This window comes from Nonomuraea sp. NPDC050202 (genome assembly GCF_040656115.1).
Taxonomy (GTDB): domain Bacteria; phylum Actinomycetota; class Actinomycetes; order Streptosporangiales; family Streptosporangiaceae; genus Nonomuraea.
This window is the reverse complement of the sequence record NZ_JBFALF010000059.1, coordinates 27,849-44,573: the sequence shown is the minus strand read 5'-3', so window position 1 is coordinate 44,573 and position 16,725 is coordinate 27,849. Positions and strand designations below refer to the sequence as shown.

Sequence of the window (16,725 nt, the reverse complement as noted above, 5' to 3'; positions counted from 1 at the left end):
GCGGGTCGCGGCGACCAGCACCCCGGCGCCCAGCACGGCGACCACCGACGGCTCGTAGTGCAGCACCGGATGCAGCACGAACGCCGCCATGACCAACGCCAGCACGGCCAGTGACTGCCACAGCAGCCGCCGGTCGGCGATGGCCTCCCGTTCGTTCAGTGCCATGACCTCCGCTGCCCGTTCCGGGTCGTAGACGAAGGACTTGCGGAACAGGAAACGACACATACCGATATATACGATCATCAGCACGACGACCATCGGCGCCATGTGCACGAGGAAGTCGTTGAAGCTCAGCCCGCCCCGGCTGGCGATGATGATGTTCGGCGGGTCGCCGACCAGGGTGGCGGCGCCGCCGATGTTCGAGGCCATCGCTTCGGCGATGAGGAACGGCGCCGCCGGCAGCGCCAGCCGCTCGCACACCAGGAACGTCACCGGCGCGATCAGCAGCACCGTAGTGACATTGTCCAGCAGCGCCGAGGCCAGCGCGGTGATCACGACCAGCAGCACCATCAGCCGATAGGGCCGGCCCCTGGCACGCTTGGCCGCCCAGATCGCCAGATATTCGAAGACGCCGGTCTGTTTCAGCACACCGACGATCACCATCATGCCGAGCAGCAGGAAGATGACGTTCCAGTCGATGCCGGTCTCTTCGGAGAAGAACGCGGCGTGCGCGTCGGTGGCGTGGATCAGCAGCATGATCCCGGCCCCGCCGAGCGCCGCCGCGACGCGGTGGATCTTCTCGCTGGCGATCAGCGCGTAGGCGCCGAGGAAGACCGCCACCGCCACCCAGGCAGTGACCGTCACGCGGACACCGCCCGGTCCAGCAGCGCCTGCAGCGTCACGGCGCCGATGAGCTGCCCGTCGTCCACCACGGCCACCAGCGGGCTGCGCGTTCGGGCCATCAACGCAGCCATCTCGAGCAGCGTGGCATCGGGATCGGTGATGGGAAGCTCCCGAGGCCGTGGCGGCAGCGCTTCGCGGACAGTACGGTCGGCCACCGACCGCAGGAACCGGTCGGCGTGCTCCTCGTCCACCACCCGTGCCAGCGCCGGATCTTCCTGGCAGTAGTCCGGCACCGCCAGGCGCAGCACCTGCGTGCCGGGCAGGACGCTCAAGGGCATCCCCTGCTCGTCGACCACGATCAGCCCGGGCAACCGCTGCTGGGCCAGCAGACGTGCCGCCGCCGCAATGGATGTGTCCAGGGTAACGGTCGGAAAATCGGTGACCAGGTCGCGCGCACGCATCAGGAGGCCTCGCTTGGGAACGACGACATCAACTCGCCGACCAGGCTTCCCGGCACACCTGCCGACAACGTATCAGCAACCGCCTGCACCGGGCTGCTCGGCCTTGCCCATGGCGTATGTACCGCCCCTGTGGCACTCGAACAGACAGGAGCAGGCAGGACCAACAAGGCTGACTGGCTGCGGCCGAGGCGCGTGCCGGCCGCCGAGAGAAATCCCGGCGGTAACGCTGATGGCGGCCATGCTCACCACGGCGGCCGGGGCCACGGCCGGTGCTCGATGGGTGATCAGGGCGGCGAGCACACAGCGTGAGGACCAACACGGGAAGCCTGAGACCGAACGCCACCGCAGCGAATCCGACCAGGTCCGCCGAAGCGCCCGTCTTCGTGCCGATTCCGAAGGCGCTCATCACCAGCAGGCCCGCCCCCACTGCTACGCCCCAGGCTGCCGGCGACTCGCGCCGCCTCGCGCCCCAGCCATAACGACGCTGACTTGCGCGACCCCGGCCGCGTGGATCTCGGAGGCCTCAGACCCGGGCGTCCATGAACACGAAGCGAACGCGGATCTCACGCTCGTCCAGGTCGACTACGCTCGCGGGCCCACGTGCTTGATCCCCGCTGCTTCGCTCCGCCGCACGTTCGCCAGGCATCCCAAGGAGAGAACTCAAGCCCATCAGCCGCCCTGCACGTCACGCCGCTGAAAGGCCGCCATCCCCGCCAGCAGGAGCACGGCTGTGACGAAGCCGAGCCAAAGCAGCGGTCCGACATCCACGGGCTGGCCCAGCGCCCGCGGCACGTGGGCGAAGGGGGACAGGTCTCGCACCCAGTCGTCCAGCTGGAGCAGCTCGCCGAGCTGGCCGAGCAGGGCGAAGGCCAGCAGCGCCGCCCACGCGAGCACGGTCAGCCGGGGCAGCAGCCCGAACAGCAACATCGCGATCCCCACGAGCGTCCACGTGGCCGGCACCTGGATCAGCGCCGCGCCGAGCATGCGGACGCCCTGCCCGACCGGGTCGCCGATCCTGAAACCGTGCGCGATCCCGGCGGTCAACCCGCCCGCCGCGAGGACCACGGCGCTGCCACCGAGCGCCGTGCCCAGATGGCTGAGACTCCAACGCCGGCGGGCCACGGCCGTGGCCAGGACGGGTTCGGCCCGGAGCGCCGACTCCTCGTCCCGCAACCGCAGCGTGGCCTGAACGGCATAAGCTCCCGCGACCAAGCCGAGCAGGCCCATTTCGGCGGCCAGGAACGTGTCGGTCAGCGCTCCCGCGCCGCCCATCGCCGCCAAGATGGCGGCCAGCTGCGGATTGTCACCGACGATGTCGCCGACGCTGTGGGCCAGCGCGCCGAACAGCAGGCCCACGACGGCGAAGCCGACGCTCCAGCCGAGCAGGCTGCCGCGCTGCAGCCGCCACGCCAGGGCCATCGGGCTTCTGAGATACGGTGCGGCATCCGGAACGCCCGGGCGCGCGGGCACGAGTCCCGAGCCGAGGTCTCGCCGCCTGGCCAGCAGCGCCGCCCCGGCTACCAGCGCCGCGCCGGCGACGGCGAACAGAGTTATCAGCCACCATCGCTCGTCGGCGAACGCCCGCACCCGCTGCGCCCAGCCCAGGGGAGACATCCATGCGAGCGTTTCCACCTTCGCAGCGTCGCCGAGGGCGCGCAGTAGGAAGGCCAGGCCAAGGACGGCGGCGGCGATGGCGTTGGCGGTCCTGGCATACGCCGTGAGCTGGGCGGCGAGGACCGCGACCCCGGTGAACACCCAGCCCGTGCCGCCCACGGCCAGGCCGAAGGCGAGCGCACCCGCCAGGGGGAGCCCCTGCCCGGCCAGGCTCACCGTGATCAGCAACGCTATGAGCATGTTCGCGCCCGCGGCCAGGAGCACCGCCGCGGCAGGCACTGCCTGGCGGCCGACCGCGCATGCGCCGATCAGCTCGGCCCGGCCGGTCTCCTCTTCGGCCCGCGTGTGCCGGGTCACCGTCAACATGCTCATCAAGGCGGCCAGCACCGAGGTCATGGTGGTGGCTCGCCACGCGGTCAGCCCCCCGACCGAGGCCGCGTCGAAGACCGGCCCGGTGAGCGCTTGCAGCGCGGGCGCCGCGCCGATCGTGACGCCCAGCGCGATGCGCTGGCCCGCCTGCGGGTACAGCTCGGCGATGGCCGCGCCGCTGGCGGCGATGACGCCGACGATCACGGTGATCCAGACGGGCAGCAGGATGCGGTCGCGGCGCAGCGCCAGCCGCAGCAACGTCAGCGTGCCGGTCATGCCGCGACCTGGTAGTGCCGCAGGAACAGCTCCTCCAAGGTGGCCGGTTGGCAGGTCAGCGTGCGCACGCCCGAGTCGGTGAGCACGCGCAGCACTGTCTGGAGGTGCTCGCCGTCGACCTGGAAGCGTACGCGCGGGCCGTCGACGACCAGGTCGTGCACACCCGTCAGGCCGGTCAGGCCGTCAGGGCCGCGCTCCAGTTCGGCGCTGATCGTGGTACGGGTGAGATGGCGTAGCTCGGCCAGAGTGCCGGTCTCCGCCGTCCGCCCGTCTCGGATGATCGTGACCTTGTCACAGAGCGCCTCGACCTCGGACAGGACATGGCTGGACAGCAGCACGGTCCGCCCGCGGGCGCGTTCCTCGCCGATGACCTCACGGAACGCGGCCTCCATCAGCGGGTCCAGGCCTGAAGTGGGTTCGTCGAGCAGCAGCAGCTCGACGTCCGAGGCCAGCGCGGCGATCAACGCCACCTTCTGGCGGTTGCCCTTGGAGTAGGCGCGGCCCTTCCTGCTGGGGTCGAGGTCGAAGCGCTCCAGCAGCGCCGCCTTGCGCCGCCGATCGAGCCCGCCGCGCAACCGGCCGAGCAGGTCGATGGCCTCGCCGCCGGACAGGGCAGGCCACAGCACGACGTCGCCGGGCACGTACGCCAGCCGCCGGTGCAGCTCGACCGCGTCCCGCCACGGGTCGCCGCCGAGCAGTTCGGCGTGACCGGAGTCGGCCCGCAGCAGGCCGAGCAGGATCCGTAGCGTGGTGGTCTTGCCCGAGCCGTTCGGGCCGAGAAATCCGTGCACCTCGCCGGCCTGCACGGTGAGATCGAACCCGTCCAGGGCACGGACCTTGCCGAAGTGTTTGGTCAAGCCGCTGATGAGGACGGCAGGAAGGTTCTCCATGAGGCGCCTCCATGAGGCTGGTCCGATTTGACATTGCCGACCAGACTTCCCGGCGCTCCACGAGCGACAGTAACAGCGTCGCTGACGCTCCGCCAGACGGGCCGGCCTTGATCACGGCCCTCTATGACGCTCAGCACCAGCCCCAACCGGCGACCCCACCAAACCCAGGGCACACCAGAGTCTCCACCGACCCCGGAGCGGTTCAGCTCAGCCCACCGGCGAACTCTGGGCTCCCGCCTCGTCAGCCGAGGATCACCTTCTCCTCGGGCAGTTCGTAACGGCGGGTGCGCTGTTTCAGGGCGAGCGCCGAGCCCAGGGTGAGCGGGCCGATGCGGCCGATGAACATCAGCACGCTCAAGAGCACGTGCCCGGCCAGTGAGGTGTCGGCGGTGATGCCGGTGGACAGGCCGTTGGTGGCGAAGGCTGAGATCACCTCGAACAGCACCTGGTCGAGGCTGTGTGAGGTGATGATGAGCAGCAGCCAGGTGGAGATCGCGACCAGGATGACTCCGAGCAGGCTGATGGACAGCGCCTGACGCTGGCTGGCTGAGGGCAGCCGCCGATGGCCGATGTTGACCTGATGCTCGCCCCGCATCTCGGACCAGATGATGAAGAGCAGGAAGCCGAATGTGGTGACCTTGATGCCGCCCGCGGTTCCCGCGCTACCGCCGCCGATGAACATCAGCACGTCGGTGACCAGCCAGGAGGAGGGGTACATCTGGCTGATGTCGAGGGTGTTGAAGCCGCCGGAGCGCGGCATGACGGCTGCGAAGAAGGCGGCCAGCAGCTTGTGGGAGTCGTCCAGGGGGCCCATCGTCGCCGGATTGCGCCACTCGGTCACCAGGAACGCGAGAGTGCCGGCGCCGAGGAGTAAGGCGCTCACGCCGACGGTGATGCGGGTCAGTATCGACCAGCGGCGCGGGTGGCGCCAGGTGCGCAGCAGCTCGAAGACGACGGGATAACCAAGGCCGCCGACGATGACCGCCAGGGCGATGGTGAGGCAGATCCACGGATCGGTGACGAAACGCATCAGATTGTCCGGCCAGAGCGCGAAGCCGGCGTTGTTGAACGCTGATACCCCGTGGAAGACGCCGAGGTAGAGGGCCCGGCCCAGCGGCTCACCGTACCCGGTGACGAAGCGTACGGCGAGGACGGCGGCGATGGCAGCCTCGCAGATCAGGCTGAACGTCACCACCTTGCGCAGCACGTGACGCAGGTCGGCCGCCACCACCGACTTGGTCTCCAACTGGGCGGACAGCCTGGCCCGCAGGCCGATCCGGCCGGCGACGATGACCATGACGAGCGTGGCGAGCGTCATGATGCCCAGCCCACCTGCCTGGATGAGCATGAGGATCACCACCTCACCGAACACCGACCAGTGCGTCTCGGTGTCGACCACGACCAGGCCGGTCACGCAGACGGCGGAGGTGGCGGTGAACAGCGCGGTGAGCCAGTGGGAGCTGTCTCCCTCCGTCGTAGCGAGCGGGGTGCCGAGCAGCAGTGTCCCGATCAGCACTGCCGAGCCGAACCCGGCCGCGATGACCACGGCCGGATGCCGGCCGCGCCCCGGCACTGCCGGCTGACGCCGCTTCACTGGGTTCCCTGGCAACGCAGCTTGCCGGGCGAGCTGGAACCACCGTCATCCATCGCGGAGCCTCCGTTCAGTCGCGCGGCTGTAGACCTCGCCGACCAGACTTCCCGGCACTCCGGGCCATACCGTAGCGCACCGCGGCGCGCGACCAGAACAAGTCGGCCCGTGCCGAACACAGGTGGTTGATGTTCGGCCGCGTCGCAGTGGTGGTCCAGTGCGCCTTCGGATCCTCGATCGCGGTTCGCTGCTGGCGCGGCGTCCTTTGCTGGTATCCAATGATCACCCGTGCACGGATCGATCACCTGCTTGCACAGCAGCCTGGCTGGAAGCTGCGCGTGTTCGGGAGATCGGGCGCGTGACACCGGCGGCGGTTCCGGACGTGTACGCCGAGGCAGTCTTCGAGTAGCTCAGGACGCCAGCCTGTCAGGCCCCGCAAGAAGACGTGCCTGCCTACGTGCTGCCAGGCACCGTGTGTAGCGTGACCGTGCCGCGATGCAAACCGACATGATCAGGCCGACAGCACCGGCTTCCCTCTCCGCTGACCATATGGTTAGCATGCTGTCCATGCGATCAGCCGAGGATGATTGACCGCACGAGCCCGGGTCAGGAACGCGGCGCTGGAGTTGTTCGGCGCCGAAGGAGTCGGCCCGGTGAGTCTTCGCGCGGTGGCCCGGCGGGCCGGCGTCTCGCACGTCCTGATCCTGCATCACTTCGGCACCAAGGAGGGCCTGCGCCAGGCGTGTGACGGCTACGTGATCTCGCTGGTGCGTGATGCTCCGGACGCCCGACCTGGGCGACACGGCAGGACTGGCCGCCATGCTGGAGGCGGGTACGGCGGTACGCCGCTACCTGGGACGGGGTTCCTGGACAGCACCCCGGAGGCGGCGGCGCTGTTCGACGAGCTCGTCGCCTCCACCAGTCAATGGCTGGAGCAGGGGGTACGTGAGGGCTGGGTGCAGCCCAGCGACGACCCGCCCGCGCGGGCCGCGATGCACGTGACGTGGCTGCCGGCGCCGCTGGCGTTCGGTGAACATCTGGCACGCTCGCTGGGCGTGACGGACGTGCACGACATGCGGACGTTGCTGCGCTTCTCCCGCGCCGGCATCGAAATCTTCACCCGGGGCGTGTTCGCCGACGAGCGCGCCCTGGAGGCGTGGAAGGCCGTGCGTGACGAACGCGGGCCACAGTGCGGCTCGCGATGAACGCTGCGCCTCTGCCAGGAAGGGAACATCTGTCATGAGCATCGCCGCCAGAGTGCTGGCCAAAAGGGCGAAACTGGCCCCGGCCGAGACCGAGAACGTGACCATCGACAAGGACCTGCCTGTCCCGATGCCGGACGGCGTCGTGCTGCTGGCCGACCACTACGCCCCCCAAGGGCTCGGCGACCGGCCGACCGTGCTGATCCGCTAGGTCTGCACCGACAGGACCAAAGGCGCCATGGTCAGTCTGTGCGCGAGCTTCGGCGGTGCTAACGTCCGGAATGGAGCGCCGGGAAGCCTGGTCGGCATTGTTGCGAATGATGCTGGCCTTGGGAAAGAAGGCGCGATGGACCTGATCCGGCTGCCTGACATCGATGGCTCCATGCTCGGCCTCGTGGGCGGTAAGGCCGCCGGGCTCGGGGAGATGATCAAGGCGGGGGAGCGAGTTCCCGACGGCTTCTGCCTGACCGTCGAGTCCTACCGGTCGGGGCGTCTGCCAGAGAAGGAGCTGGTCGAGGCGTACGAGCGGCTCGGCGGCGGGCGGGTGGCGGTGCGCTCCAGCGCCACCGCCGAGGACCTGCCGGAGGCCAGCTTCGCCGGCCAGCAGGACACCTATCTCAACGTCGAAGGCCCAGGTGCGCTGATCGACGCGGTTCGCCGCTGCTGGGACTCCCTGTTCACCGAGCGCGCCGTCGCCTACCGCGCCGCCGCAGGCGTCGATGACGCGGCCATGGCCGTGGTGGTCCAGCGGATGGTCGACCCGGTCGCGGCCGGTGTGATGTTCACCGCCAACCCGATCACCGGCTGCCGTACCGAGATGGTCGTCGACGCGGCCCCCGGCCTGGGCACCGCCATCGTCGAGGGCACCGTCGTGCCCGACCTCGTCCGGCGGTGGCTGGCCGTCTCACGAGGCCAGCGGGTAGGGCCGCCACCACAGGCGCGTTCCGGGGTCCGCACCCACGCGCTGCTCATGGCGGTCATCCGGCACGCCGAACTCGGCCACGGCCGCCGGGACATCCTCAACGAACTGGCCGCCGCCGCGCTGCGCCGTTCCTGGTACGCCGGAAGCGAAGAGGAACTGCTGCCCCTGCGTGCGCTCCGACCCGGGCGGCGCCATCCCCCTCGCGCTCATCAGTGCCGTCCTGCTGGTGTCGCCACGGTTGTGGAAACGCCTGGCAGGCTCCGGCATGCCCGCCCACGCCCTCACCTCGGAGGGCTGGCAACAACTCGCCGGACACTAGAGAGCCGCCCATGTGACTCCCACGGCGCTGACCGTGCCTCTTCCTGACCCCGCTTCCGCGGCTTCTGAAGATGATGGGCGTGCGGCGTGTCGTGTGGGGCTTTTGTGGCGATCGTTGATGACGTTACGTCCAAACAAAAGCGGCCACTTGTCTTGAGAGGGCCAAAGAAATGCGAACGCGATATGCGGCAATTGCCGCATATCGCTGGAGGCTTGATAGTGCGCGGTGACATGGTCACCTCGTCCTCAAGTGGGCCGGTGGCGCGCCGGCCGTCCTCGCTGCAGCTCGTCGCCACCAGGACCGTGTACCCCTGTAGCCGGGACGAGAAGGGAGGAAACGCCCGCTCAACCCGTTATCAGGGTTCTGGCCTTCCTGAGCGGCTCGAAGAGGGCCAGGTCCTGGTTGGTGAGGATGACGATGGTGTAGCCCTTGGTGGGGAACATGTCCAGCTCGCTCCAGTAGCCGGGGATGCCGCCGTTGTGGCCGACCACGCGCACGCCGTTGCGCAGTTCGTCGCTGAAGCCGTAGCCGTACTGGCTGTCCTTGTTCAGGCCCTGCACCTTGCCCTCCATGACGGTCCGGGTGAGCTTGGCGTTGAGCAGCCGGTGCCCCTGCAGGTCCGCCGGCAGCAGCCGGCCCTGGTTGAGCGCGCGGTAGAAGGCGCTGAGATCGCCGGAGGTGGAGACCACCCCTCCGGCCGCGCCGCCGAAGCTCGCGTTCTGCCGGTCGACGTCGCGGGCCTGCCCTTGGCGTCGGGGTGGTAGCCGTGCGCGTGCGGGCCCTTGATCCCCTGAGGAGGCCTGCTGGTCACATAGGTGTGCCTCATCCCCAGAGGTACGAAAAGACGCCGCTCCAGCTCGGCGGACAGGCCGCGGCCGGTCACCTTCTCGACGATCAGGCCGAGGAGAACGTAGTTGGTGTTGGAGTAGACGAACCCCGCGCCCGGCTCCCCGACGCGGGAGACCTCGCGGGAGGCCTTCACCAGATCGATCGGGGAGTGGTAGGTCGTGAAGTCGAAGGTGTCGCCGAACTTGCCCGAAGCGAAGAAGTCAGGGATGCCGGAGCTGTGGCGGAGCAGTTGCTGGACGGTGATCTCGCCGGCCCGCTCGACCAGATCCTGCTGCGCCACCTGCGGCAGAACGGAGGCCAGCGTGTCCCCCAGGCCGAGCTTGCCCTCCTCGACCAGTTGCAGGACCACCGTGGCCGTCATCAGCTTGGTCTGGGACCCCACCCGGTAACGGGAAGCCGCAGGAATGTGCCCACCCTTGCCGCCAAACAGGCGCGTCCCCGCGCTTCCCTGCCCCTTGCGCCGGCCATCAACGTACAGCTCGCCGATGGCCCCCACCACGCCATCGGTCTTCGCCAGGTCCTCCATCGCCTGCTGGACGTCTCCCGGCTTGACCTCCACGGCGGCGGTGGCGGATGTGTGGAGACTCAACGCTGGCATGGCCGATGCCAGCCCGGTCATGCCGGACGCTCGTGCACGGCTCATCTCGTCGTGATCCTTTTCATGAGGTTCTTCGAGGGTGATCACATCTACCGGCCGCTGCTTATCGGCGGGCGATCGGCGGACCATATGTGGCCCATAGGTGGACGCCTGCGATACTGCCCGGATGCGTGTGCTCCTGGTCGAAGACGAGCAGCCCCTGGCCGGCTACATCGAGGCCGGGCTGCGCAAGCACGGTTTCACCGTCGACGTCGCCCTGGACGGTCGAAGCGCGCTGGACAAGTGCGAGCTCACCCCGTACGAGGTGGTGGTCCTGGACCGGGACCTGCCCGTCGTGCACGGCGACGCGGTCTGCCGCCGGCTGGCCCAGCGGGGCGAGTCGCGGGTGCTGATGCTGACCGCCTCCGACGCGGTGGAGGACCGGGTCGGCGGGTTGATGCTGGGGGCGGACGACTATCTGGGCAAGCCGTTCGCGTTCTCCGAGCTGGTGGCCCGGGTGCACGCCCTGGTGCGGCGCAGCGCGCCGGCCCGCCCGCCGGTGCTGCGCGCGGGCGGGGTGAGCCTGGATCCGGCCCGGCGCAGCGCCGAGCGGGACGGGCGGCTGCTGCGGCTGACGCCCAAGGAGTTCGGCGTGCTGCAGCAGCTGCTGGCCGCCGGCGGCGACGTGGTCAGCGCCGAGACGCTGCTGGAGCGGGTGTGGGACGAGCACGCCGACCCGTTCACCAACGCGGTCCGGATCACCGTCGGCACGCTGCGCCGCAAGCTCGGCGACCCGCCGCTGGTCGAGACCGTCATAGGCGCCGGCTACCGGATCGGCCCGTGCGGCTGACGGCCCGCGCCCGGCTCGCCCTGCTGCAGACCGCGCTGGTGCTGGCCGCCGGTGCCGCGCTGACCGGGCTGACCTACCTGCTGATGAAGCGCCGCCCGGCGCTCGTCACCCACCTGGACCCGAACGGCCCCGACCCGCGCAGCACGCTCCGGCTGATGCCGCCGCAGCCGCAGGACCTGCGCGATCTCGCCGACCGGGTGCAGGCCGACACGCTGTCCGCGCTGTTGCCCCAGGCCGCTCTGGCGCTCGTCGTGGTGACCGTCCTGGCCGCCGTGCTGGCCTGGCTGGTGGCCGGCCGGGTGCTGCGGCCGATCCGGGTGATCTCCTCGGCCGCCCGGCGGCTGTCGGCCGAGAACCTCACCGAACGGGTCCCGGTCACCGCCCCGGCCGACGAGCTGTCCGCTTTGGCGGGCACGGTCAACGACATGCTCGACCGCATCCAGCGTGGCGTCACCGAACGCGACCGGATCCTGGACAGCCAGCGGCTGTTCACCGCCAACGCCGCCCACGAGCTGCGCACCCCGCTGACCACCGCCCGCACCGCCATCGACGTCACCCTGGACGGGCAGCCCGGCCGGGACGAACTGCTCACCATGGCCGGTGACGTCCGCGACGCCGTCGAGCACATGCAGCGCGTTCTGAACGGGCTGCTGCTGCTGGCCCGCAGCCAGGCCGGAGCCGGCACGCAGGAGACGACCGACCTGGCCGCCATCACGGCAGCCACCCTGGGCACGGCCGAGGAACAAGCGGCAGCCGCCGGCATAGCCATCCGCGCACGGCTGCGGCCCGCACTGGTCACCGGCGAGCCCGTCCTGCTGGAACGCCTGGTCGGCAACCTGGTCGACAACGCGCTCCGCTACAACCACACCGACGGGCACCTCACCGTCGAGACGTCCACCGTCGAGACGCGCACAGCGGGCGCACGCGCCGTGCTGCGGATCAGCAACACCGGCCGCGAGATCCCGCCCGAGCAAGCGCAGACGCTGCTGGAACCGTTCGTGCACGGGCACGGCACCCGCGTCCGCACCGACGGCCCGGGCCTGGGCCTGGGACTGTCCATCGTGCACGCGATCACCCATGCCCACCAGGGACACATCACGATCACAGCCCGCCCAGGCGGCGGCCTCGACATCACCATCGACCTCCCGCATCACTCACGGGCCGCAGAGCGGCCGGCACGACGACCCGCTGCGGTCACCGCACAGCCGGCGTCCGTGATGCGTGCGGCACCACCGGGGAGCCGTCCCGCTGAATGAACGCAGTGAACCACGTGATGAGGCGGAACGCCGATCATGGCGGGAAGCGCGAAGCGGTGGCACCGCAGGTGATCTTCGGGGTCCTGGGACCGGTGCAGGCCGGCAGGGCTGGAGCAGCGTGCGGAACTGCACCGAGGCAGGCTGGCCGACGGACGCTACCTGGTGGTGTTGGACGACGCGGCCGACGAGCGGCACCTGGCGGCGCTGCTGCCCGGTACGCCGGGCAACGCAGTGCTGATCACCAGCCGGCGCCGGCTGACCGCCAATGCGTACCCCCGTCCCTGACCCGGCACGCGCACACGCGACTGTGCGGCCGGGCTACCGGCTGCCGCGCGGCCGTAGGCGGACTGGGTGGCCACCCACGCCCGTCCGGAGACCCGCACGCGCGGCCGGCCGATCCGCGTTGCGCAGCCCTGCCTGGATGTATCCGGCGAGAGGCTGCTCGTCTTCGGCCAGGAGCACACGTATCCGGGGAGTATCGCAGGCACTCCCTATGGACCGCCTATGGTGCGTCGATCGCCTGCCGATATGCGCCGGTGGATAGAAGTGATCACTCTCGAAGTTCCGTAGAGAGGATCACAGGAGATGAGCCGTGCACGAGCGGCCGGCATGACCGGGCTGGCCTTCGCCTCTGATGGAGGCCACGGTCATCCTGCGGCTGGGCGGGGAGGGCAAGCTCAAGCTGGAGGACAAGCTCGGCGACCTCCTGCCCGAAACGGCCGATCGACCTGGTCGAAGCCGCACGTGCTCAGCCTCAGGGCGAGCTGGGGCGGTATTGCTACTCCACCACCAACTACGTGCTGCTCGGCGTGATCATCGAGAGGGTGACCGGCCCCGACCGGGCCGCCGAGTTCAGGCGGGTCATCCGCCCTTCCCTTCGACAAGGAATGCTTTCATGAGACGACGAATCCTCAGCACGCTGGTCACGGCACCGATCGCGCTCACCCTGCTCCTGACCGGCTGCGGCTCCGGTGATGGGGGTGGAGCGGAGGTGGCCTCGGCCAGCGGCCCCGGCAAGCAGACCGCGGCAGGCGCGCAGCCGAGCGCGGACTCGCAGGAAAGGGCGCTGAAGTTCGCCCAGTGCATGCGCGACAACGGCGTGGAGTCCTACCCCGACCCCGAGGGCAGCATGATGCGCATCACCCAGGAGGCCGGTGAGGACCCCGACTTCGAGGCCGCGCAGGAGAAGTGCCAGAAGGAGTCGGCTGCCGCCAGCCCGGGAGGTTCTTGATGGGTATGGCCACCATCGACGGAAGGGCGGAGCCGGAGGCACGCCTGGCCGGCAGCGCCGCCGCCGCGGCAGGGGCAAGCTGGTGGCCGGGCTCCTGGTCGCAGTGGCGGCGGCGGGTGGCGGGTTCGTCGCGGTCAGCAGCACGGGCGTGCTGGAGGGCGGCGCCGGCCCGACCAGGTCGGCCGGCGCCCTGCCCCCGGCCACCGCCACGGTGGCCAGGCAGACCCTGAACGACACCAGGGACGCCGACGGCGAGCTCGGCTACGGCCCCGTGACCTCGGCCCTGGCCCGGCAACCCGGCACGATCACCTGGCTGCCCGGCAGCGGCGCGACGATCACGCGTGGCAGGTCGCTGTACCGGGTGGACAACAAGCCGATCATGCTCTTGTACGGAAACGTGCCCGCCTACCGCGACCTGAAGATCGGTGTGGAGGGCAAGGACGTGGAGAACCCGGAGCGCAACCTCAGCAAGCTCGGCTACAACGGCTTCACGGTGGACGAGGAGTTCACCTACGACACCTGCTGCCGGCGGCCGGCTGACCTCGGCGGCGGGCGCCGAACTCCTCCTGAGGTCTCCCGCGCCGCCGACACCCAGGCGAAGATGCCAATCGCAGCCGCCGGGGGAGCGGGCTTGTGTGCGGCGATGACGAGCTGCGGTTCGCGGTCGACGTGCTGATGGACGGGACGGCAACAACTGCCCGTAGCGACAGTGTGATCGTCGGCGATATCGATAGGTGACGGCTGACTTCCGGCGGTGTGCCGTCCTCGCGGTGTCCTGCGTTCCCACCCCGGAGGCGGCTCATGCTGAGCGAGACGGTACGGCTGCGGCTACGCGTGATCGACGCGGCCGCCGATCCCCAGGAGCTGGACGAGGCCACCGCCAGGCTGAGGGAGGAGTTGCTCGAACTGGACGTGGTGTCCGGCGCCGCCGAGGCGGGGGAGATCCCGGAAGGCGCCAGGGCGGTTCTGTCGTTCACGCTCGGTGGCCTGGTGATCGCGCTGGCCGGTACGGAACTGCTCGCCTCGATCGTGAACGCCGTGATCGCCTGGCTCAATCGCCATCAGCACCGTTCGGTCAAGCTGGAGATCGACGGCGACGTGCTGGAGTTGACCGGCATCCCGTCAAAGGAGCAACGCGAGTTCGCCGACGTTTGGTTGCGCCGCCGCGGGCGACCGGAGGCATCCACCCAGCCCGGGCGCCGTCTCGCGCTGATCGTGGCCAGTGACGAGTTCGGCGATCCCGGGTTGCGGCGGCTGAGGGCGCCGGCAGTGGACGCCGAGGCCCTGGCGAGGGTGCTGGGTGACGAGGCCATCGGTGGCTTCGACGTACGCACGATGCTCAACGAGTCCACCGCTGTCGTCAACGAGGCCGTGGAGGAGTTCTTCGCCGATCGCCATCCTGACGATCTGCTGTTGCTGCACTTCTCCGGCCACGGGGTCAAGGACGACAACGGCGAACTGTACCTCGCCACGCCCAGCACCAAGCTCAACAGGCTGGGAGCCACCGCGGTGTCGGCGGAGTTCGTCAACCGGCGGATGGGCCGCAGTCGCTGCCGGCGCATCGTCCTGTTGCTCGACTGCTGCTACGCGGGCGCCTTCGCACGCGGCGCGCTGCCGAGGGCGGGGACGGACGTGCACGTCGAGGAGCAGTTCGGCGGGCGCGGGCGAGTGGTCATCACGGCCTCCAACGCCCTGGAGTACGCCTTCGACGGGACCGACCTCGCCGATGCGCAGGAGACGACCTCGCCTTCGGTGTTCACCAGAGCGCTGGTGGAAGGGCTCGAGACCGGCGAGGCCGACCGGGACCAGGACGGCTATGTGGGCATCCATGAGCTGTACGACTTCGTCTACGACAAGGTACGGGCGGTCATGCCCAGCCAGACGCCGGGCAAGTGGACGTTCGACGTTCAGGGAGACCTGATCATCGCACGGCGCGGCCGTCCCGTGGATCGGCCCGCGCCGTTGCCGACCGAACTGCAGGAGGCCATCGACCACCCGATCGCCAAGATCAGGGAGGGCGCGATCGGTGAGCTGGCGCGGTTGCGGCACAGCCGCCACGCCGGGCTCGCGCTTGCGGCGCGGCTGGCCCTGCAGGAGCTGGCTGACGACGACAGCCGATCCGTCTCGGCGGCGGCGTCACGCGCCCTCGCCCGGCACGACGTCGTGCCCGCCGTCTCGCCCGCCGCTCCGTCGGAGGTCGTGCCCGTCGTCTCGCCCGATGATGCCCGCGGTGCGACATCCGCGGACGGCGTCCGTCGTATGCCCTCGGACGTCAGCCGCGCCGCGCCGGCCGCTGACGCACCAGCAGCCGATGAGAGGCCCGCCGACGACGTGCGGGCCGACGACGTGCGGGCCGACGACGTGCGGGCCGACCACGTGCGGGCCGACCACGTTCGCGCGGCGCCGGACGACAGTGCTCGCGCCGCCGTGTCGGCTCCCGGCTCCTGGACCAGCCCTGGAGCGAGGAGCGCCGCACCGCCGGCCGCCGGCGCATCGCCTGGCGGGGATCCCGGCACGCCGGGCGGAAGCGCGTGGCTGCTCCTCGCATTGCGCGGGCTGGCGCTGCTGGCGGGCCTGCTGCTGCTGGTCGGCCCTGGAAACACGCCCGAGTTCTCCCTCATGCTCAGCAGGGTGGTGGTCGCGGACTACAGAATTTGGCTGTGGCTCCTGATCGCAGCGGCATTTGGGGCCGGCCTGTTGCCACAGGGCCGATGGCGCACTGCGAGCCTTGGCGCGGCCGCCGGTCTGGCGGCTGTGCACCTGGGCGTGTTCGCCCATTTCGAGGCGGCCTTCAGCCGCGACGAACTGATCTTCATCACGGTATCCGGGCTGCTTCTCCTGCTGATCGCGTGCACTGAGACGACCCTGGCCCAGCCAGGCAGCCGGCTGTGGAGAGCCGCCGGGGCCGTTGGCGGGGCACTCGCGCTGGTCGTGATCGTCATCAACCTGCGGTTCCCTCAGGACATGAGGGACGATCCCGGCGAGGAGACCCCGTGGCTGGTGGTGTTCTCGGCGGTCGCCCTCTTGCTCGGGTTCTTCCTGACGCGCGTGGTTCTGCGCTGGCGAGCGGGCCAGACGCGGCCGCCGCTGGTCTTGGGCACGGTGGCCACGCTCCTGGTCGTCGTGGACGTGTGCGGCATCTACCTGTGGGAGAGCGGCTCCGACTACCCGCAGATCCCTGTGTACCTGCCCGCCCTGCTGGTGCTGCTGCTCGTGGCCGCCCAGACGATAGAGGACCGGCCGGAGCTGCTGGCGGCGGTCCAGCTCACCGTCATCGCGGGACTGGTGCACAACCTGGCCATGGTCCGGAGCTGGCCGACTTTCGTGGCGGTGCTCTTCGTCGCCGCCGCTTGCTCCGCGGCAGCGGTCTACCTTCCCGGCAGACGCTCGCGGCCAGGACAGTGAACGCCGGTTGCGAGACGCGTGCGGAGCTGCGGGGGAGCAGCAGCGAACGCCGGATGGAGGTCGGCGCCCATGAACACGGCCGGCCGGGCCCGCGCTCGCCGTCCACCACAGTTGCGGGTGCCTTGTGCTACGC

Annotated in this window: 13 protein-coding genes and 3 pseudogenes; 9 read left to right on the top strand and 7 right to left on the bottom strand. The window is 70.0% G+C overall.

Features of this window, described 5'->3' with window-relative positions:
- The 5 genes from AB0I79_RS59470 to AB0I79_RS59450 form a co-directional block, all read right to left on the bottom strand.
- The coding region (locus AB0I79_RS59470; protein ID WP_357894324.1) for an SLC13 family permease at positions 1 to 804 on the bottom strand (804 nt) is incomplete at its 3' end.
- Positions 801 to 1,244 carry a CBS domain-containing protein gene (locus tag AB0I79_RS59465; protein WP_357894321.1) on the bottom strand — a complete coding sequence of 148 codons (444 nt, stop codon included), beginning with the start codon at positions 1,242 to 1,244 and terminating at the stop codon, positions 801 to 803. The genes AB0I79_RS59470 and AB0I79_RS59465, both read right to left, overlap by 4 nt.
- A 669-nt stretch (positions 1,245 to 1,913) precedes the next feature.
- Positions 1,914 to 3,503 (bottom strand): ABC transporter permease, encoded by a 1,590-nt coding sequence (locus AB0I79_RS59460; RefSeq protein WP_357894318.1) that lies wholly within the window; start codon positions 3,501 to 3,503, stop codon positions 1,914 to 1,916.
- Complete coding sequence (locus AB0I79_RS59455; RefSeq protein ID WP_357894315.1) at positions 3,500 to 4,393, bottom strand: ABC transporter ATP-binding protein; 894 nt, start codon at positions 4,391 to 4,393, stop codon at positions 3,500 to 3,502. The genes AB0I79_RS59460 and AB0I79_RS59455 overlap by 4 nt, the downstream gene beginning before the upstream one ends.
- 241 nt (positions 4,394 to 4,634) lie before the next feature.
- Positions 4,635 to 5,987 (bottom strand): potassium transporter TrkG, encoded by a 1,353-nt coding sequence (locus AB0I79_RS59450; protein ID WP_357894312.1) that lies wholly within the window; start codon positions 5,985 to 5,987, stop codon positions 4,635 to 4,637.
- Positions 5,988 to 6,568: 581 nt separating this feature from the next.
- Between AB0I79_RS59450 and AB0I79_RS59445 the strand changes: the two genes are divergently transcribed.
- The 3 genes and pseudogenes from AB0I79_RS59445 to AB0I79_RS59435 form a co-directional block, all read left to right on the top strand.
- Complete coding sequence (locus AB0I79_RS59445) at positions 6,569 to 7,186, top strand: TetR family transcriptional regulator (RefSeq protein ID WP_357894309.1); 618 nt, start codon at positions 6,569 to 6,571, stop codon at positions 7,184 to 7,186.
- A 34-nt stretch (positions 7,187 to 7,220) separates the two neighbouring features.
- The gene (locus AB0I79_RS59440; RefSeq protein ID WP_357894307.1) at positions 7,221 to 7,394 is read left to right on the top strand and encodes a hypothetical protein; all 174 of its coding nucleotides are present in this window, start codon (positions 7,221 to 7,223) and stop codon (positions 7,392 to 7,394) included.
- Positions 7,395 to 7,529: 135 nt separating this feature from the next.
- A pseudogene (locus tag AB0I79_RS59435) lies at positions 7,530 to 8,063 on the top strand (PEP/pyruvate-binding domain-containing protein); the annotation flags it as partial.
- A 705-nt stretch (positions 8,064 to 8,768) separates the two neighbouring features.
- Here the strand turns inward: AB0I79_RS59435 and AB0I79_RS59430 are convergent.
- A pseudogene (locus AB0I79_RS59430) lies at positions 8,769 to 9,149 on the bottom strand (serine hydrolase); the annotation flags it as partial.
- A gap of 80 nt (positions 9,150 to 9,229) precedes the next feature.
- Positions 9,230 to 9,799 (bottom strand): annotated as a pseudogene (locus tag AB0I79_RS59425) (serine hydrolase domain-containing protein); the annotation flags it as partial.
- A gap of 238 nt (positions 9,800 to 10,037) precedes the next feature.
- Here AB0I79_RS59425 and AB0I79_RS59420 point away from each other — a divergent pair.
- The 6 genes from AB0I79_RS59420 (at position 10,038) to AB0I79_RS59395 (ending at position 16,592) form a co-directional block, all read left to right on the top strand.
- The gene (locus tag AB0I79_RS59420) at positions 10,038 to 10,700 is read left to right on the top strand and encodes a response regulator transcription factor (RefSeq protein ID WP_357894304.1); all 663 of its coding nucleotides are present in this window, start codon (positions 10,038 to 10,040) and stop codon (positions 10,698 to 10,700) included.
- Positions 10,691 to 11,956, top strand: coding sequence for a HAMP domain-containing sensor histidine kinase (locus AB0I79_RS59415; RefSeq protein WP_357894301.1), 1,266 nt, complete (start codon positions 10,691 to 10,693; stop codon positions 11,954 to 11,956). Before AB0I79_RS59420 ends, AB0I79_RS59415 begins: the two co-directional genes overlap by 10 nt.
- Before the next feature lie 162 nt (positions 11,957 to 12,118).
- Entirely contained in the window at positions 12,119 to 12,241 is a 123-nt protein-coding gene (locus AB0I79_RS59410; protein ID WP_357894298.1) for a hypothetical protein, read from the top strand.
- A gap of 610 nt (positions 12,242 to 12,851) precedes the next feature.
- Positions 12,852 to 13,187: a hypothetical protein gene (locus tag AB0I79_RS59405; protein ID WP_357894296.1), complete on the top strand. Its 336-nt coding sequence runs from the start codon at positions 12,852 to 12,854 to the stop codon at positions 13,185 to 13,187.
- A gap of 82 nt (positions 13,188 to 13,269) precedes the next feature.
- Positions 13,270 to 13,863 (top strand): hypothetical protein, encoded by a 594-nt coding sequence (locus AB0I79_RS59400; RefSeq protein ID WP_357894294.1) that lies wholly within the window; start codon positions 13,270 to 13,272, stop codon positions 13,861 to 13,863.
- 125 nt (positions 13,864 to 13,988) lie between these two features.
- Entirely contained in the window at positions 13,989 to 16,592 is a 2,604-nt protein-coding gene (locus AB0I79_RS59395; RefSeq protein WP_357894291.1) for a caspase family protein, read from the top strand.
- Positions 16,593 to 16,725 lie beyond the last annotated feature (133 nt).